This is a genomic window from Rheinheimera sp. A13L (genome assembly GCF_000217935.1).
Taxonomy (GTDB): domain Bacteria; phylum Pseudomonadota; class Gammaproteobacteria; order Enterobacterales; family Alteromonadaceae; genus Pararheinheimera.
In genome coordinates this window covers 34,964-51,384 of record NZ_AFHI01000011.1, presented here as the reverse complement: position 1 = coordinate 51,384, position 16,421 = coordinate 34,964, and the positions used below count along the sequence as shown (strand labels likewise).

General features: G+C 46.9%; 14 protein-coding genes and 1 riboswitch. Of the genes, 7 read left to right on the top strand and 7 right to left on the bottom strand.

All coding sequences use genetic code 11. From position 1 onward, the window contains the following. The first annotated feature begins 76 nt into the window (after positions 1–76). Complete coding sequence (msrA, locus tag RHEIN_RS07155) at positions 77–610, top strand: peptide-methionine (S)-S-oxide reductase MsrA (RefSeq protein WP_008898308.1); 534 nt, start codon at positions 77–79, stop codon at positions 608–610. A gap of 44 nt (positions 611–654) precedes the next feature. Here the strand turns inward: msrA and RHEIN_RS07150 are convergent, their stop codons facing one another. Further along, on the bottom strand, positions 655–2,472 hold the full coding sequence (locus RHEIN_RS07150; protein WP_008898307.1) for a TonB-dependent receptor domain-containing protein: 1,818 nt from the start codon (positions 2,470–2,472) through the stop codon (positions 655–657). A gap of 34 nt (positions 2,473–2,506) precedes the next feature. Further along, positions 2,507–2,849, bottom strand: a riboswitch (cobalamin riboswitch). A 238-nt stretch (positions 2,850–3,087) separates the two neighbouring features. Here RHEIN_RS07150 and RHEIN_RS07145 point away from each other — a divergent pair. From RHEIN_RS07145 to RHEIN_RS07135, 3 genes are all read left to right on the top strand, one after another. Further along, the gene (locus RHEIN_RS07145; protein ID WP_008898306.1) at positions 3,088–3,570 is read left to right on the top strand and encodes a YajQ family cyclic di-GMP-binding protein; all 483 of its coding nucleotides are present in this window, start codon (positions 3,088–3,090) and stop codon (positions 3,568–3,570) included. A gap of 380 nt (positions 3,571–3,950) precedes the next feature. After that, positions 3,951–4,301 carry a VanZ family protein gene (locus RHEIN_RS07140; protein WP_008898305.1) on the top strand — a complete coding sequence of 117 codons (351 nt, stop codon included), beginning with the start codon at positions 3,951–3,953 and terminating at the stop codon, positions 4,299–4,301. Beyond that, positions 4,280–5,188: a ketopantoate reductase family protein gene (locus RHEIN_RS07135; protein ID WP_008898304.1), complete on the top strand. Its 909-nt coding sequence runs from the start codon at positions 4,280–4,282 to the stop codon at positions 5,186–5,188. Before RHEIN_RS07140 ends, RHEIN_RS07135 begins: the two co-directional genes overlap by 22 nt. Here the strand turns inward: RHEIN_RS07135 and thiI are convergent. From thiI to pomA, 3 genes are all read right to left on the bottom strand, one after another. Then, positions 5,170–6,630 (bottom strand): tRNA uracil 4-sulfurtransferase ThiI, encoded by a 1,461-nt coding sequence (thiI, locus tag RHEIN_RS07130; RefSeq protein WP_008898303.1) that lies wholly within the window; start codon positions 6,628–6,630, stop codon positions 5,170–5,172. The genes RHEIN_RS07135 and thiI overlap by 19 nt on opposite strands. Positions 6,631–6,711: 81 nt before the next feature. Beyond that, entirely contained in the window at positions 6,712–7,656 is a 945-nt protein-coding gene (locus tag RHEIN_RS07125; RefSeq protein ID WP_008898302.1) for a flagellar motor protein MotB, read from the bottom strand. A gap of 8 nt (positions 7,657–7,664) precedes the next feature. Next, positions 7,665–8,438, bottom strand: a complete 774-nt coding sequence (pomA, locus tag RHEIN_RS07120; protein WP_008898301.1) for a flagellar motor protein PomA — start codon at positions 8,436–8,438, stop codon at positions 7,665–7,667. A gap of 210 nt (positions 8,439–8,648) precedes the next feature. Here pomA and RHEIN_RS07115 point away from each other — a divergent pair, with 210 nt between their 5' ends. From RHEIN_RS07115 to dxs, 3 genes are read left to right on the top strand one after another with little or no spacing between them, the layout of a single operon-like run. Continuing rightward, entirely contained in the window at positions 8,649–8,894 is a 246-nt protein-coding gene (locus RHEIN_RS07115) for an exodeoxyribonuclease VII small subunit (protein WP_008898300.1), read from the top strand. A 1-nt stretch (position 8,895) separates the two neighbouring features. Then, positions 8,896–9,783, top strand: a complete 888-nt coding sequence (gene ispA, locus RHEIN_RS07110; RefSeq protein ID WP_008898299.1) for a (2E,6E)-farnesyl diphosphate synthase — start codon at positions 8,896–8,898, stop codon at positions 9,781–9,783. Positions 9,784–9,796: 13 nt separating this feature from the next. Then, complete coding sequence (dxs, locus tag RHEIN_RS07105; RefSeq protein ID WP_008898298.1) at positions 9,797–11,662, top strand: 1-deoxy-D-xylulose-5-phosphate synthase; 1,866 nt, start codon at positions 9,797–9,799, stop codon at positions 11,660–11,662. Positions 11,663–11,886: 224 nt separating this feature from the next. On the opposite strand, the gene RHEIN_RS07100 is transcribed toward dxs, so the two are convergent. From RHEIN_RS07100 to thiL, 3 genes are read right to left on the bottom strand one after another with little or no spacing between them, the layout of a single operon-like run. After that, positions 11,887–14,922, bottom strand: a complete 3,036-nt coding sequence (locus tag RHEIN_RS07100; RefSeq protein ID WP_139056426.1) for a ligand-binding sensor domain-containing protein — start codon at positions 14,920–14,922, stop codon at positions 11,887–11,889. 32 nt (positions 14,923–14,954) lie between these two features. Then, positions 14,955–15,449, bottom strand: a complete 495-nt coding sequence (locus tag RHEIN_RS07095; RefSeq protein WP_008898296.1) for a phosphatidylglycerophosphatase A family protein — start codon at positions 15,447–15,449, stop codon at positions 14,955–14,957. Next, on the bottom strand, positions 15,449–16,408 hold the full coding sequence (gene thiL / locus RHEIN_RS07090; protein WP_008898295.1) for a thiamine-phosphate kinase: 960 nt from the start codon (positions 16,406–16,408) through the stop codon (positions 15,449–15,451). Before thiL ends, RHEIN_RS07095 begins: the two co-directional genes overlap by 1 nt. Positions 16,409–16,421 lie beyond the last annotated feature (13 nt).

Sequence of the window (16,421 nt, the reverse complement as noted above, 5' to 3'; positions counted from 1 at the left end):
CGTCGTTTTTTCTTTTGAACTGGTCACAGATTTACGCTGTATCATAAGCTTAAGATCAATAATGGAGCATCCCCCTATGAGTCAAACTGAAATAGCCACTTTTGGCGCAGGTTGTTTTTGGTGTATTGAATCGGCCTTTAATCAATTGCAAGGGGTAAAAAAGGCGCTCAGCGGCTATATGGGTGGTCAAACATTAAACCCGGACTATCGTCAGGTGTGCACAGGCACCAGTGGTCATGCAGAAGTAGTGCAGCTGGAGTTCGACCCAGCTCTGGTTAGTTTTGAGCAGTTGTTACAGGTGTTGTGGTTTTTACACGATCCAACTCAGTTAAACCGTCAGGGCAACGACATAGGTACTCAGTACCGCTCAGCTGTGTTTTATCATTCAGAACACCAAAAGCAGCTGACAGTCGCATCCATTCAGACGGCGCAAGCGTTATTTGACTCGCCCATAGTGACAGAGGTAAGCCCGGCCAGTACTTTTTACCCGGCTGAGGACTACCATCAGGGTTATTATTTGCAAAATACCAGTCAGCCTTACTGCCAGTATTTAATCACACCTAAGCTGGCAAAATTCCGCCAGACTTTTGTGAATTTATTGAAGGCTTAATTAGGTCAGAGCCGGGGCTCTGACCTTGTTACAGAAAAAACTGATTAAAAATCAGGGGTCCAATTTAAACGCAGCGACCATTCAGCACCTGCAGTGGCATAACCTGGTAAGTACACATACTCTTTATTGGTCAGATTATCCGCTTTGGCTGCGATCTGCAGACTGTGACTTAACTGGTAGCTGACACCAGCCCCCCACAGGGTATAGCCACCCAGTTTCGGGGTTGTAAAGTCACCAGTGCGGAAATCGCTTTGATAATCAGAAGTGACAAAGACCCGCCAATCCTGCCACTGGTAAGCGCCCTGCCAATGCACTGTGTGCTTAGAGCGTTTAATCAGAGCGGCCCCTGTGGTTTTGTCTTTGGCGTCTGTGTAGCTGTACGCCAGTTGCTGATGCAGTTGCTGCCAATTGTGACTGACGCTCAGCTCAGCCCCTTTGACTTTTGCTTCACCGACATTTTGTGGCACCCAATTGCCATCAGGCATTGGCGCCCACTGGATCAGGTTGTTGACGCTTTGCTGGTAAACAGAGCTTTCAATTTGTAAATCGCTGCTACGGTAGCGTAAACCCAGTTCATCGGAAGTTGCAGTTTCAGGCACCAAATCAGCATTACCACCTGAGGGGTAATACAAATCGTTAAAGCTTGGTGCCTTAAAAGCACTGCTACGACTGGCACGAACTAACCACTCGTTCGTCAGTTGATACCCTAAGCCCAACTCGTACGTATTGGAATGACCATATTGGCTTTGTTTATCGTGACGACCGGTGACATCAGCCAGCCAATGGCCAGACTGATAACTGACACCGGCAAAAATGGCTTTATTAATACGTGAATCCACGTCATACACTAAATCACTTCCCGATACATCTTCCTGATACCAATTCACGCCAGTTAACGCCGTTAAGCTTTGAGTCAGTCGACGACTGTATTGGTAGTCAAACTCCCGCCGTTTTGTTTCAAACAGGCTGAGCGGACTGTCTTCACCCCAGTTTAGATCTTCGGTCTGGTTCTGAGACAGACTTAGCTTCTGCTTTGATTTATCACTGTCTAAAGCCCAGCCCAAACGACTTTGATTGGTTCTTGTTTCAACCTGATCAGCGCCTGGCCCAAATGTCGGATCAAAATCATAGTGGGCGCGGCTTCGGAGTACATTATGATCCGCAGACCATACACCATAAGCTGTGTTGTAGTCTGCGCCCAATTTACCGTAGCGCTGATCAAAACTATCTTTGTCCGCTTGAGTACCAGGCCTTACATCAAAACCATCACTACCAGACCAGCCTAAATTACTGCGAACAGTTAAAGCACCATAAGTCTGGCTGGTGGCTATGTCAGCTTCATGGCTTTGATAACGACCAGTTTTTAATTGTATCGAGGTGTTGTCGGCTTTACGGGTGCTAATAGCAATCACACCAGCTAAAGCGTCAGAGCCGTACAGAGCTGCTTTTGGCCCCTTAATCACCTCAATTTTTTCAATTTGTTGCAAAGACAATTCAGCCAAAGAGGCATAACCCAAAGTAGCAGAACCGACCCGAACGCCGTCAATCAACACCAGCGTATGGCTTGCAGATCCACCCCGTAAAAATACGGTATTGGTCTGGCCTTTACCACCAGAACGACTAATTTGCACACCGGCCACCTGACGCAGCAAAGCAGGTAGATCAGACACCTGAGCCTGTTCAATTTGCTCGCGGTCTAATACAGTGACTGAGGATAAAATCTGATGCACAGGCTGGGCCTGGCGAGTGGCATAGACACTGATATGTTCCAGTGGTTCGTCCGGGCTTTCGGCAAAATCGGCAGCAAAAACAAAAGCAGGCAGGCCAGCGACAAGTGTCGCCAGCAAAGATTTTTTAAACATAATAGCTCCCAAAGACGCCCACCGCGTCCTGAATAGTGAATGAACTTTTCAGGCCGGTCTCCGGGCTGACAACAAGCAATCTATAGCCAAAGCAATTGGAGTTGCAGGGAGGCGACAAGTGCGTGAGACCTCAGGAGCATAGTTAACCTATGTGACTGGGGCGAGAGCACGCAGTCAACAAAGCTGCAGCTTCAAGTACGAAGGATATAAAAGCCACTTTAATCCCTTCCCATCCGTAGACAGTGGTTTGATTAAAGCCAGAGCAAAGCTCTCTGTTGTTTTACCGTTGCGGGGGCAGCTCTGGGTTTTCACCAGATTCCCGTTTCACCCTGCGATGTTTAGAACATCCTCTGGGCACCTGAAAAACGCGGCCTCAGTGTAGCGGCGGCAATATTAAAGTCAATAGAAATCCAGACGTCCCTTTTCGTCGATAAGTGCAAAAAACTAAGCTATGACGTCACTTGATTTGAGAGAGAAATCCGGATGCTTTGGCTCTGCTTTGAAATCTGCCCCCCAATCTTCAAACAACCTGTAATTCGATGCAGATGAGGTTCGCTCCTTGGATTCTTTAGCTTATAATGGCCCCATAAATTTCAATGGAAAAAAGAGAGAGCCATGCCTTCATTTGATATTGTTTCTGAAATTGATATGAACCAAGCAAAAAACGCAGTTGAGAACGCAAAACGCGAGCTTGAAACCCGATTCGATTTTCGTGGTGTTGATGCCAAAATTGAGCTGAATAAAGAGCACATAGAACTGACCGCTGAAGCGGATCAGCAGGTGATGCAACTGTTTGATATTTTTGCCACCAAGGCAAGCAAACTTCAGTTGGACGTCAGTAGTTTCAAAATTGAAAAAGAAGATCGTCACGGCAAATACATCACGCGCCATGTCACCATCAAGCAAGGCATCGACAAAGAGATAGCAAAAAAGGTCATTAAACTGATCAAAGAAAGTAGTATTAAAGTACAGGTGGCCATTCAGGGAGAAGAGCTGCGTGTCACAGGTAAAAAGCGCGATGACTTGCAAGCTGTGATGCAGTTGGTCAGAACAAGTGACCTGGGTCAGCCATTCCAGTTTAAAAACTTCAGAGATTAATTTCGTTCTCTGAAGGTCTGAGTAGCACCTGGGGAGAAGACACCGAACCACAAAAACGGCAACGTCTCCCCATGCTGCAAAAGCCCCAAATGCTTTTAGATGAACGTTTAACAGAGCTATAAAGTTTTTTTTAAAGAAACACTACCTTCAGCAGTCATACAGACTTGCTTGTCTGTTCATTCATAGCGGGCCTGTACAGCACGGAAACAAACACCGCAGGCCAGTTCAGGCTTAGGGTTATCTTGCTTGTTCAAGACGTTTTATTGATCAATTTTTGACACTATGTCAAATGAAGGCACTAAGAGCTCTTTGTTTCAGGCTGGAGATTGTAACCTTAAAACTGATACAATCTGGCCAGGTCTTTTAAAGAAGAGAATCTTGTGAAACGTCATCTTTACCATGCGATTTGTTTGCTGGTGTTTACCGGGGCCACTTATGGCTTTCTGATGGAAGTAAAAAGTAGTGGTTTGAATTTAAACAGCTACGACAAGCATCTGCATTTTTTGGTTTTTTTCTGCCTTACCGCTCTGTTGCAATGGAGCTACAAACCTAAATTATGGCAAGCCGTAGTGATTATGGCGGGTTATGGTGTCGCTATTGAATTCCTGCAACAGTATCTGACCAGCTACCGCAGAGCCGAGTTTATGGACTGGGTTGCTGATGTTTTAGGTATGGCTGCCTTTTATCTTTGTTACTTCGCCGTTAAAAAATGGCGCAACCGAACTCAGTAGTTTTTCCGCTCTGGACTGTCGTAGGTGAAGGAGCCATTGGTCTTCTTTCGGCAGCCCGGTTGCACAGGGCTGGTTATCCGGTGCAACTGCATCGTCGTATCAAGGGCCCTTTTCAATTTGTTTTTCAGTCTGCCGGGGCTTCGCAACGGGTCCATCTGTCAAATCAAACTCAAGCGCCTTATTCCTATGTGCTTTTGCCTGTCAAAGCTTATGCAGTCATAGATGCCCTGCAGCAGTTGATGCCCTTACTGGCTGATGATGCTCAACTGGTGCTGAGCCATAATGGTATGGGTACCATAGAACAAGTGCTGTCGCTGTTGAAACCCAGCCAGGGATTATGGTTTTTAAGCACCAGCCATGGCGCTTTTAAGCCTGATGATGCAACAGTGATCCACAGCGGCATGGGACAGTCGGTGTCAGGTGCGTTAAATCAGGCGGCTTTTGCACAACAAGCAGTTATTGAACAGGCTATGCAAGCCGCTTTAGGTCCGCTCACAGTGTTGGATGATATCTGGCCAGCGCTGTGGCAAAAACTGGCAGTCAATGCAGTGATCAATCCGCTGACTGCATTACATCAGTGTAAAAATGGCGAACTTGGTGAAACAAAATATGCCGAAGCTATCCGGGTATTGATTGAGGAATTTGTGCTGGTCGCAAAAGCATCAAACCAGAACTTCAGCCTTGAGGCTATAGAACAAAGAGTAGCGCTGGTGATTAAGCAAACTGCCGACAACTATTCGTCAATGCAACAGGATTTTGCTAAGGCCCGCAGCTCTGAACTGGAGTACATTACAGGGTTCTTGCTCAGACAGGCCAAACTACATCAATTGGACCTGCCTGCACATCAGGCGGTTTATCAACTGTTGCTTCAAAAGTCGCCGCGATAAACGCCTACATTCGCATGGCCCTGCTCCGTCAGCAATAACGCCTGCAGACGGCTCATCACGCCACGTTCACAGTACAAATAATACTGCTGAGTTTGATCCAACTGACTAAACTGACTGGCCAATTTATAAAAAGGTAAGTGCTGCACCTGATGGCTTACCCCAGTTAAAGGTTTAACATCCACTTCATCCGGCGCACGAATATCCAGAATAACAGCGTCAGCGGCCATCGCATTTTCATCCAGCACTGTGCTGATTTGCTGCTCTGCCTGAAACTCAACAGTGCGGATGTCCAGCACATGAGCATCCAGCGCAAGCTGTTCAAGCGCGGCCAGATCCAGTTGCTGTTCAGCGTGTAGCACCTTGTTTAAATCGGCATTAATAGTAGGTTTATTTGAAATCACACCACAGTACTCAGGCATGGTTTTGGCCATATCTTCGGCGCCGATTTTCCGGGCTAAATCGATGATCTCTTGTTTGTCCTGATAAATCAGCGGGCGCAACACCAGGGTATCAGTGGCTTTATCTATCACACTTAAGTTGGCGATAGTCTGACTGGCTACCTGGCCCACACTCTCCCCTGTCACTATGGCCTGAATGCCTAAACGCTCAGCCACAATAGCAGCAGCGCGCATCATCTGGCGCTTGAGTATGACGCCCATCAGACCATTGTCGACTTTTTCCAGAATTTCAGTCACTACAGGAGCAAAATCAACACTGATAAATTTTACCTTGTGCGACAAGCTGAATTTTTGCCATAAATAAAATGCCATCTGCCGCACTCCGGTTTCATGAGCTGCACCACCCAAATTAAAAAACAGGTAATGAGTACGTAAACCTTTACGGATCATCAGATAGCTGGCCACAGCTGAGTCAAAACCACCGGAGATGAGAGACAACACATCACTCTGGCTTGGCAAAGGAAAACCACCCATGCCTTCAAACACCTGACTGACAATAATCAACTGATCACGTTTAATCTCAACCCGCACCACTTCTTCAGGTTTTTTCAGTTGAACCCGAGCAGATGGAATATGCTGGTTTAAACCACCGCCTATATAACGCTCGGCTTCAAGCGAGCTGAATTCATGTTCGCCAGTACGTTTTACCCGCACACAAAAACTTTTACCCTCAAGCCTTGGCGCAAACACAGCTTTGACCTGCTCAAAAATATCGTGCAATGAGCTGTAAGTACCAGACTGCATTTCCATAAACTGCACTATGCCTGGTATGCAGGCTAAGTGATCAATCATTTGCTGGCGTAATTTAGGGCTATTTGACGCCAGTTGCACCAGCAAATGGTCATAGTTGTTTTTGATGCGAACGGATGGGTCTAACCGCAACAAAATGGTCTTCAGATTTTGCTCTAAAAGCATGGTCTGACGTTTCCGGACCGATTTACTTTTAATCGAAATTTCCGGGTGCAGTTTGACTAAAAATTCCATCACAAAGAACTCACTAAAAAAATAAAGGCGCGGATTATACCGCGCCTTGCATCAACAGTTTAGTTTTTATTGACCAGGCCTTTATTGATTAGGCGTGCTTTGAGCCGCAGGTTCGAGGCTAATAGGCTCTGACTCTTTAGGCTTACCCTGCATAATAGAAATTTCTACCCGGCGGTTTCGTCTTTTGTTACTTTCACTGTCGTTCGGTACCAAAGGACGGGTTTCAGCATGCCCCATCACCACCAGACGGTTTTTATCAAAACCTGGCGCTTTAATCATTTCAGACGCCACAGACACAGCACGCTGAGCCGATAAATCCCAGTTGTTACTATGCAATTCATCTGACACTTGCTCAGCATCCGTGTGGCCAGAGACTGTGATTTCACCAGGCACATCTTTTAATAAAGCACCGATGTTCTGAATAATAGGTTTAAACCTCGGCTGTAAAAACGAAGAACCTGACGGAAAAGAGCCATTTTCACGAATACGGATAATGATTTGCTGGCCTAAAGATTCCAGCTCTATAGCGCCATCCATAATTTGTTTTTCCAGTTGCTCGGCAATTTTTTTCAGCAGCTCATTGGTCTGTTCCTGTAACTCAGCAGCTGCTGCAACCGTATCCATCGGTTCTTCTTCAGTGCTGGTAGATTGACCACCGGTTTTGTCTTCCCGCTGTTCTTGCCTGCCTCCGGCTTCGTCTTCTTTACCTGCCTGGAAATTCAGCATTTGCTGAGTCATTTCGACTGTCTGTTGCTGAATGGTATCAATAGGGGTTGGATCAGGACGGCCCGGACGGAACTCCATTGCAATCACACTGGTGCCTTTAGGGATGTCTTTAACTTCAATTTTATTTTGCACACCAAAAGCAAACTGCATTGAGCCTGCGATTTGCTTAAATTTCAGTACGTCCATTTCAGAAAATGACAATAACAAAACGAAGAAGCACATTAACAGCGCCATCAAATCAGCAAAGGTCCCCATATAGGCTGGTAAACCCGGTGGTGGACACTTTTTACACTTTGCCATACAAACTCCTACTCTGCTGCAGGCGCTGCAGGTTCACGTTTTTTGGCGGCAAGGTAATTACGCAAAATGCCTTCAATAACCTTAGGGTTCTGGCCATCCTGTATGCCCATAATGGCATCGAGAATCAGCTCATTATTGGTTTTCTCTTCCTCATTACGTACCGCCATTTTTTCTGACAACGGCAGGAAGATACAGTTAGCCTGAATAGCACCATACATGGTCGTTAATAAAGCAACTGCCATAGCGGGTCCAATCGCCTTTGGATCAGACATATTAGATAACATCGCCACTAAACCTATCAGGGTACCTATCATGCCCATGGCCGGGCCTAAGTCCCCTAACTGTTTAAACACATTGATAGCGTTGTTGTGGCGGGAATAGGTTAATTCGATGTCTTTTTCTAAAGTGCCCCGTACCACATCGGCATCATGACCATCCACCAGCATGTTGATGCCTTTTTGCATAAAGGCATTAGGAATTTCCGCTTCTTCTAATGCCAGAAAACCACCTTTACGGGCGGCATCAGCCAATTGCACAGCTTTTTCAATCAGCTCCTCTGCCGATTCAATTTTAAACATAAAGGCTTTCCCAATGGCTTTCATTGCATCAGCCAACTGAGTAAAAGTGAACTTTATGATGACAGCCGTCAGACTGCCACCAAACACTATAACGATAGAAACAAAATCGTAAAACATGCCAATGTTGCCGCTGGAGCTTAAAAACATCGCCCAGCCCATCATGCCCATGACCGCGACTAATCCTATGACGGTTGCTAAATCCACTGCGTATCTCCCGGAAAACTGAATGCAAATATTTGGTTTTGTCCCAGCATTAAGCTGGTTTTATCTTAGCTTATAGTGAGTTATCGGCAAAAGTATGGGATAGTTAACTATAAATTCTGGCCTCAAACAAATTTATCCTTTCCTAATGCGGTCCTGATTGCTCATAATAGCGCGCTGGGCTTGGTCAGACATCCATTATCAGGCGAAAATATGACAAAAAAGAAAACAGATTTCAGCCACTTTGAGCAGAGCATTGCTGAGCTGGAACAGATAGTTCAGCAACTGGAGCAAGGCGACTTAAGCCTTGATCAAGCCTTGCAACAATTTGAACGTGGTATCGAACTCTCCCGTACCAGTCAGCAGCAATTACAGGCTGCACAACAAAAAGTCCAGTTATTAGTCCAGGATGCAGGTCAGGACCAGCTGGAGCCTTTTGTGACAAGTGAAGGTGAATGATTTGACGTTAGTTTCTTTAACCTCTTACCAGCAACGGCTGGAACAGGTGCTGCAACACCAATTAGAAAAAAAACCTCTGACCGATCCGCGCCTGCATCAGGCCATGGCTTACAGTTTGCTGCTGGGCGGCAAACGCATGAGGCCCTTTTTAGTCTATAGCTGCGGTCAGATGTTAGGCGCTTCTTTGGCAGATTTAGATGGGCCGGCTGGCGCTATTGAAGCTCTACATACCTATTCTTTAATCCATGACGATTTGCCCGCTATGGATAATGACGATTTACGTCGTGGTAAAGCGACCTGTCACAAAGCTTTTGATGAAGCCGCAGCTATTTTGGCTGGCGATGCGCTGCAGACCTTCGCTTTTGAACTGTTAAGTAGTCATGACTACCAACAGGTTCCGGCACAACGTGTTCTTGCAATGGTGCAACAACTAGCTCTGCATGCGGGCTACAACGGTATGTGCGGTGGTCAGGCTATTGATTTGGCGCATACCAATCAGAAAATGTCGGTTGAAGCTTTGGAACAGATGCATCAGTTAAAAACCGGCGCTTTAATCGAATGTTCAGTGCGTTTTGCTTATCTGGCCAGTCCAGTAGATAATGCAGCCCATTTAGACGCCTTGGTGCGCTACAGCAGAGCCATAGGATTAGCCTTTCAGGTGCAGGACGACATTCTGGATATTGAAGGCGACACCCAAGTACTGGGTAAAACCGCTGGCTCAGATCAAAAAGCCAATAAAGCCACTTATCCGGCTTTATTGGGCCTGGAACAAGCCAGACAAAAAGCACAATTATTAGTTGAAGAGGCTCTGGCCGCTTTGCGCGAACTCCCTTATGCAACAGACGAACTGGTGGCGTTGGCCCGGTACGTTATTGCCCGACAGTTTTAATACAGGCATTCTCATGACACGAGCTAGTCACGATTTCCCTCTGCTGCAAAAAGCCAACTGGCCCGCTGAACTGCGCCAGTTACCGCAGGATCAATTACCTGCACTCAGCGACGAATTAAGAGCATTTTTATTAAAAACCGTCAGCCAAAGCAGTGGCCATTTTGCCTCAGGCCTTGGCACTATTGAACTGACTGTTGCTTTGCATTATGTCTACAACACCCCTTTTGACAGGCTGATCTGGGATGTAGGCCATCAGGCTTATCCACATAAAATTCTGACTGGCCGCCGCGATCAGATGCACAGTATCCGCCAAAAAGATGGCTTGCATCCTTTTCCATGGCGGGAAGAAAGTGAGTACGACACCCTAAGTGTGGGCCATTCCAGCACTTCCATCAGTGCCGCTTTAGGCATGGCGATAGCTGCCCGTGTCGAACAGAAAAACCGTAAAGTTGTAGCCGTAATTGGCGATGGCGCTATTACCGCAGGTATGGCCTTTGAAGCGCTGAACCATGCAGGTGAAGTCAAACCCGATATGCTGGTGATTTTAAACGATAACGAAATGTCGATTTCCGAAAATGTCGGAGCGCTGAATCGTTATTTTGCCCGCATTTTATCCGGTAACTTTTACACCAGCCTGCGTGAAGGCGGCAAAAAAATTCTAAGTGGCGTTCCGCCTTTGCATCAGCTAGCCAGCCGGGCCGAAGAGCATTTCAAAGGCATGGTGACCCCTGGTACTTTTTTTGAAGAGCTGGGCTTTAACTACATAGGTCCTATTGATGGTCATGATGTCACAGGTCTGGCGGATACTATTCGTAATATGCGCAACCTCAAAGGCCCGCAATTACTGCATGTGGTGACCAAAAAAGGCAAAGGCTATTTACCGGCAGAGCAAGATCCTATTGGTTATCATGCGGTCAGCAAATTTGACCCGGCAGCCCAGTGTCAGCCCGCGAAAAAAGCCGGCAAAGCCACTTTCTCTAATATTTTTGGCCAGTGGATTTGCGATATGGCAGCGGCAGATCCAAAACTGCAGGGCATTACCCCAGCCATGCGCGAAGGCTCAGATTTAGTGCAGTTCTCAAAAAGCTATCCCGATCGCTATTTTGATGTGGCTATTGCTGAACAACATGCAGTGACTTTAGCTGCTGGTATGGCAATTGAAGGCTTAAAACCTGTAGTGGCTATCTATTCCAGCTTCCTGCAACGTGGTTACGATCAGCTTATTCACGATATCGCCATCCAGAACCTGGATGTGTTATTTGCGATAGACCGTGCTGGTGTGGTTGGAGCTGATGGTCCCACTCACCAGGGCTCATTCGATTTAAGCTTTATGCGCTGCATTCCCAATATGCTGATTATGGTGCCTTCGGATGAAAACGAATGCCGCCAGATGTTGTATACAGGCTATCAGCACAAAGGGCCTGCCGCAGTGCGTTACCCTCGTGGTAGCGGCACTGGTGAAGCTCCGGAAGCCGTCATGAGCGAATTGGCTTTAGGTAGGGGGCTGGTTCGCCGTCAGGGTGAAAAAGTTGCCTTACTGGCATTTGGTCCTTTATTGCAGGCTTGTCACACAGTGGCAGAGCAGTTAAACGCCACTTTGGTGGATATGCGTTTTGTTAAACCTCTGGATCAGCAGTTGCTGACAGAGCTGAGTCAAAGCCACAGCCATTTTGTGACCATTGAAGACAATGCGTTGATGGGCGGCGCTGGTTCTGCAGTCAATGAATTTTGCATCGCAGAGCAGCTCAAGGTGAAACTGCTGAATATCGGCCTGCCTGATATTTTTATCAAACACGGTACTCAGGAACAGATCTACGCTGAACTGGGTTTAGACTGTGTCGGTATTCAGGCCAAAGTAGAAGCTTTTCTTAGTCGTTAATCCTGTCCTGCCGTAGGGGCGCGGTTTACCCGCGCCCGTTTCAAATTCCAATTTACGCTAAAGCACGCAAACAACAACGCTGTGGCTTCAAGGACGACGGCTATTAGCCTAAGTCATTGATGTTACAGCTAGGCGACAAGTGCACGAGACCCCAGGAACATAGTTGTCCTATGTGACTGGGGCGAGCAGCGCAGGCAACAACGCTGTGGCTTCAAGGACGACGGCTAAGGGCGGTAGCTTTTTACTTCAAACCATGCCAGGCCATCAGCCAGTAGTTTCTCAATCTGCATATCTATATGCCCCGAGTCTTCAAACTCAAAGGCATCGACCTGCGGATCAAAACCTACAGTAGCACAACCATTACGCCCTGATTCCTTCACTTTACTCAGTGCGATTTCAGCCAGTTGCAAAGAGATTTCCCATGAAATAAGTTGCCCGCCTAACAACTCCAGCGGAAAACAGCTGTAACCAATGGAGCAAGTCAAAGACACGGTTCGCCCATCCGGGATTTGAAAATTAGCTTGTGCAACCAACTGATTAAGCTGCAATGCAAAATCACGCACTGTGGCAAATTCAACATCTCGCAGCACCAGGACAAACTGCTCACCGGCAAAACGCACCACATAGTCAGCACCACGGCTTTCACGTAATAACAAACCACTGATTTGCTGTAATACGCTGTCTCCTGCGCTATTGCCGTACAGATCATTGATGGATTTAAAGTTATCCATATCCAGTTGCAACAACGCTATACATTTGCCCTGTTGCAGCATGGCGTCTCTGTTGTGCTGATACTGCTCTACGTCTTTGGGCAGTTGTTCAAATAAGAAACGGCGGTTTCTAAGGCCAGTTAAAGTGTCTTTATGCGTCAGCTGCGATAGCTGCTCATTCAGCTCACTCAACCGCTGGTTGCTGTTCTCCAGCTCTGCTGTACGCAGACGCACCAGTTTACTCAACTCCTGCTGTTGCATCACCGCATTACGACGCCACAACCAGGCCAAACCATACAAAGCAAGAACCACCAACAAGGCCCATAAGCCTTTGTACACTATGGTTTCTGTAAATAATCGGGGCACCACCAGATCCAGCTTTAATTGCTGTTGCTCCGTCCAGCCCTGGCTGGCATAACGGGCCTGCACTACAAACTGATAACTGCCAGGTGGTAAGTTGGTATAAATGGCCTCGCGTCTCTGACCCACTTGCTGCCATTCCTGATCAAAACCACTCAACTGATAGCGAAATTCAATGGCATTGGCTTTAATAAACTCCAGCGCGCTGTAACGGATACTGATATTACGGTCTGAGGTTTCCAGCACCAATTGTTGCTGCTCTGGCAATAAAGCATAAGACTTTTGCCCTATAACATCCTGAAGTAAAGGCTGTAAGGGTCTGTCCGGTGCCATGGTCAATTGCAAAGGCACAGCCACCAGACCTTTTAAACTGGGAAACCATAGCTGGTCCTGCCATTTCGCCACTTTGCTGTGACCGGCACCATTACAACAACGACCGGGTGCAGTGCCTAATTGGCGATCGTAGGGCGACAATACCAGCTCGAAATGAAGTACCTTACCACTGTCTTTCGCGGCAGGAGGTCTAAACCTGAACACACCTTTTAAGCTACTTGCCCACAGATAATCCGAGTCTCTGTCGTACCATAAACTAATCACCGGATCCAAAGGCAAACCGTTACTGCTGTCGTACTGCTGCCACTGCCCTTGCGGAGTTTTGATAAACAAACCATCGTCCAGCGTAGCCACCAGCATTTGTTGATCTGCTAAGGTCAAAACGCTGGTGATGTAAGCGCCGAATAAAGGCGTACCTAACCCTACCCTGTTGAGTTTTTCCTGCTGATACCAATACAAACCGCTGGTCGTGCCGACCAGTAAATCCTGGCCTTGACTTTCAATGACTGTGACAAAAGCCGATTCGAGATCCGCATTAAAAGGAGCGGCTTTCAGTGTTTCACCATCATAGTGATACAAACCATTGGCACCACCAAACCATAAGCCCGTCTCTGCATGAGGTTGCACCACGCGAATTGAGGCTGTAGCTAACTCTTTGAAGGGTCGGCTCACCTTGCGATCGTCAAAGTTATACAGCAGTAAACCATTGTCAGTGCCCAGCCACAGCTGATTGCTCCTGTCATAAAAATCATAAACTGTACTTTGGCCCAGCGACTGATGATCCACCAACTCAACAAAATGCTGATCGGCTTTCAACAAGCCAACATTGGTTTGGGTTGCCACCAGAAGGCTATTTAAACGCGCTGAATAGCGCACACTGCGCACCACCATATCCTGCTGGCCAACACCGACCACACGGCGCATTTTGCCGGGAGAAGCACGGTATAAACCTTCGCTGAAACTCGCCAGCCAGATGTTATGATCTCTGTCTTCAAAAATATCACTGAACCAGGGCGAGCTGCCCAGTTCTTCCGCACTGATATGTTGCCACTCTTGTCCGGCATGGCGGTGATACAACTTGTTATAACCAGAGATCCAGTCGTTGCCTGAGCTGTCTTTAAACAACTTATAAATAGCTGAATTATCCACGCCGTGAATATCACAACGAACCACCTGCTGCTTTTTATCCAGATGGAAATAACCAGACTCACTGGCGAAATGCAAGGTATCGTTAAACCAGCTTAAATCGTACAGCGGATGTTGTTGCAGTTCGTCAGGTAAGGGGATTTTTTGAATTTCGCCCTCTGGGCTTAATTTATATAAATATTTAGTGGTGCTGATTAATACTGAGTCGCCTGCCATTTCAATCTGTACTACAGATTCTTTAATGCTTTGCACCCGGCTGACTTTACCTTGTTTTACCTTAAATAAATTTTCCGCAGCAACCCATATTTCATCCGGCGCCACCTGCACTATAGAGGTCACTTCAGCCAAAATAGGGTAACGGTCGAACTTCAGAGTTTGGGGGTTAAAACCAGAAAGGCCAGCTTTAGTGCCGACCCACATATAGCCTTGTTGATCCAACAAAAGTTTATTGATGGAATTACTGGCAAGCTGGCGGCTGGTTTTGGTACTGAACTGGGTAAAATGATGGCCGTCAAAACGATTTAGACCATATAAAGTGCCAACCCACACATAACCCAATTGGTCCTGACTGACAGCCCGCACGGAATTTGATGACAAACCATCAGCGCTGTTCCAGTGCTTAATATCAAAATCATAAATAGAACCAGATGGGCCCTGACTTAAGCTGGCAGTAGAGAAAAAGGCTAAAAAAACCAAGAGCGGAAAACGCACACAGATCACCAGGTTGCAGGGAAAAATTTATATTAACTAAAAGCTTGCCACTGCACCAGCGCGAAGAGGATCAGCCAGCTAAAGAAACCAGCAAGCATATCGTCAATCATAATGCCAAAACCACCGTGGATTTTTTTATCCAGCAACCGAATGGGCCAGGGTTTAACGATATCAAAAAAGCGGAAAAGTAAAAAACCAATCAGCAGATATTGCCATTCGAACGGAATACACCACATGGCCAGACTATAACCCGCCACTTCATCCCAGACGATAGCGCCATGATCATGCTCACCTATATCTTTGGCTGTTTGTCCACAGACATAGCAACCCAATACAAAAGCAAACAAAATCCAAACCATGGCCCATTGAGGACTCACTAAGGATTGCAGAAAAATCAGAGGGAGGGCCGCAAGGGTACCAAAAGTACCAGGCGCTTTAGGCGCAAGACCTGAACCAAAACCCAAAGCAAGAAAATGCGTCCATTTTCTCAAATCAAATTTAGGGGTGGATTTTTGTGTGGATCTCATTAAAAGTGCTCAAAACCCTGATGCTGGTAAACAAAGGGCAATTCGCCCTGCTTAAAGTCCAGCTTACCCACTGCACCTGTAATACGACCAATGCAAGTGACTGGCACACCATAAGGAGAAAGTAATACTTCTAATGAGCCCCGGCGATTCTCCGGCACAGTGAACAAAAGTTCATAATCCTCACCACCTGACAAGGCATAGTTCAAGGCCTGCTCTGCACTACAGCTGTCTTTTAACGCTTGCGACATCGGCAGTTTGCAGACATCCACCACAGCCCCTACTTTGGAGCGACGTAAAATATGAGGTAAATCACCTGCAAGGCCATCAGAGATATCCATAGCTGAACTTGCAATGTTCCGCAGCGCCTGACCTAAAGCGACACGGGCTGTTGGATAGTGAAAACGTTGCAGTATATGAGCCCGGTGTTTTTTGCTGATCTCGACTTTGTTTTGCACCAGTTGTAAACCCAAAGCGGCATCACCCAAAGTGCCTGTCACATACAGATAGTCACCGTTCTGAGCTCCAGCACGGGTAATAGCTTTGCCCTTAGGCACTAAACCCTTGGCAATCATGGTTAAACTCAAAGGCCCACGGGTGGTATCACCACCAATCAGCTGGCAATTGTAGTAATCCGCTGTTTCACTTAAACCTTCGGCAAAAGCAAGCAACCAGTCTTCATCCACTTTAGGTAAAGTTAAAGCTAAAGATAACCAGCACGGCTCTGCGCCCATAGCGGCTAAATCGCTGACATTAACTGCCACCAATTTATGCCCAAGCGAGCGCGGATCGACGTCCGGGAAAAAATGGATGCCTTCGACCATGCTGTCGGTGGTGATCACCAGATCACAGCCTTCACGCACCTGCAACACAGCTCCGTCGTCGCCAATACCAATGGCAACGTCCGTGCGTTTACGGCCCGCTTCGGCAAAACAACGTTGAATTAACTCAAATTCACCCATAAAAAAGCCGACT

Bases quoted from the DNA above. Each gene is read 5' to 3' on its own strand.
- msrA (WP_008898308.1), top strand. From the start codon at position 77: ATGAGTCAAACTGAAATAGCCACTTTTGGCGCAGGTTGTTTTTGGTGT.
- RHEIN_RS07150 (WP_008898307.1), bottom strand. From the start codon at position 2,472: ATGTTTAAAAAATCTTTGCTGGCGACACTTGTCGCTGGCCTGCCTGCT.
- RHEIN_RS07145 (WP_008898306.1), top strand. From the start codon at position 3,088: ATGCCTTCATTTGATATTGTTTCTGAAATTGATATGAACCAAGCAAAA.
- RHEIN_RS07135 (WP_008898304.1), top strand. From the start codon at position 4,280: ATGGCGCAACCGAACTCAGTAGTTTTTCCGCTCTGGACTGTCGTAGGT.
- thiI (WP_008898303.1), bottom strand. From the start codon at position 6,630: ATGGAATTTTTAGTCAAACTGCACCCGGAAATTTCGATTAAAAGTAAA.
- RHEIN_RS07125 (WP_008898302.1), bottom strand. From the start codon at position 7,656: ATGGCAAAGTGTAAAAAGTGTCCACCACCGGGTTTACCAGCCTATATG.
- RHEIN_RS07115 (WP_008898300.1), top strand. From the start codon at position 8,649: ATGACAAAAAAGAAAACAGATTTCAGCCACTTTGAGCAGAGCATTGCT.
- dxs (WP_008898298.1), top strand. From the start codon at position 9,797: ATGACACGAGCTAGTCACGATTTCCCTCTGCTGCAAAAAGCCAACTGG.
- RHEIN_RS07095 (WP_008898296.1), bottom strand. From the start codon at position 15,449: ATGAGATCCACACAAAAATCCACCCCTAAATTTGATTTGAGAAAATGG.
- thiL (WP_008898295.1), bottom strand. From the start codon at position 16,408: ATGGGTGAATTTGAGTTAATTCAACGTTGTTTTGCCGAAGCGGGCCGT.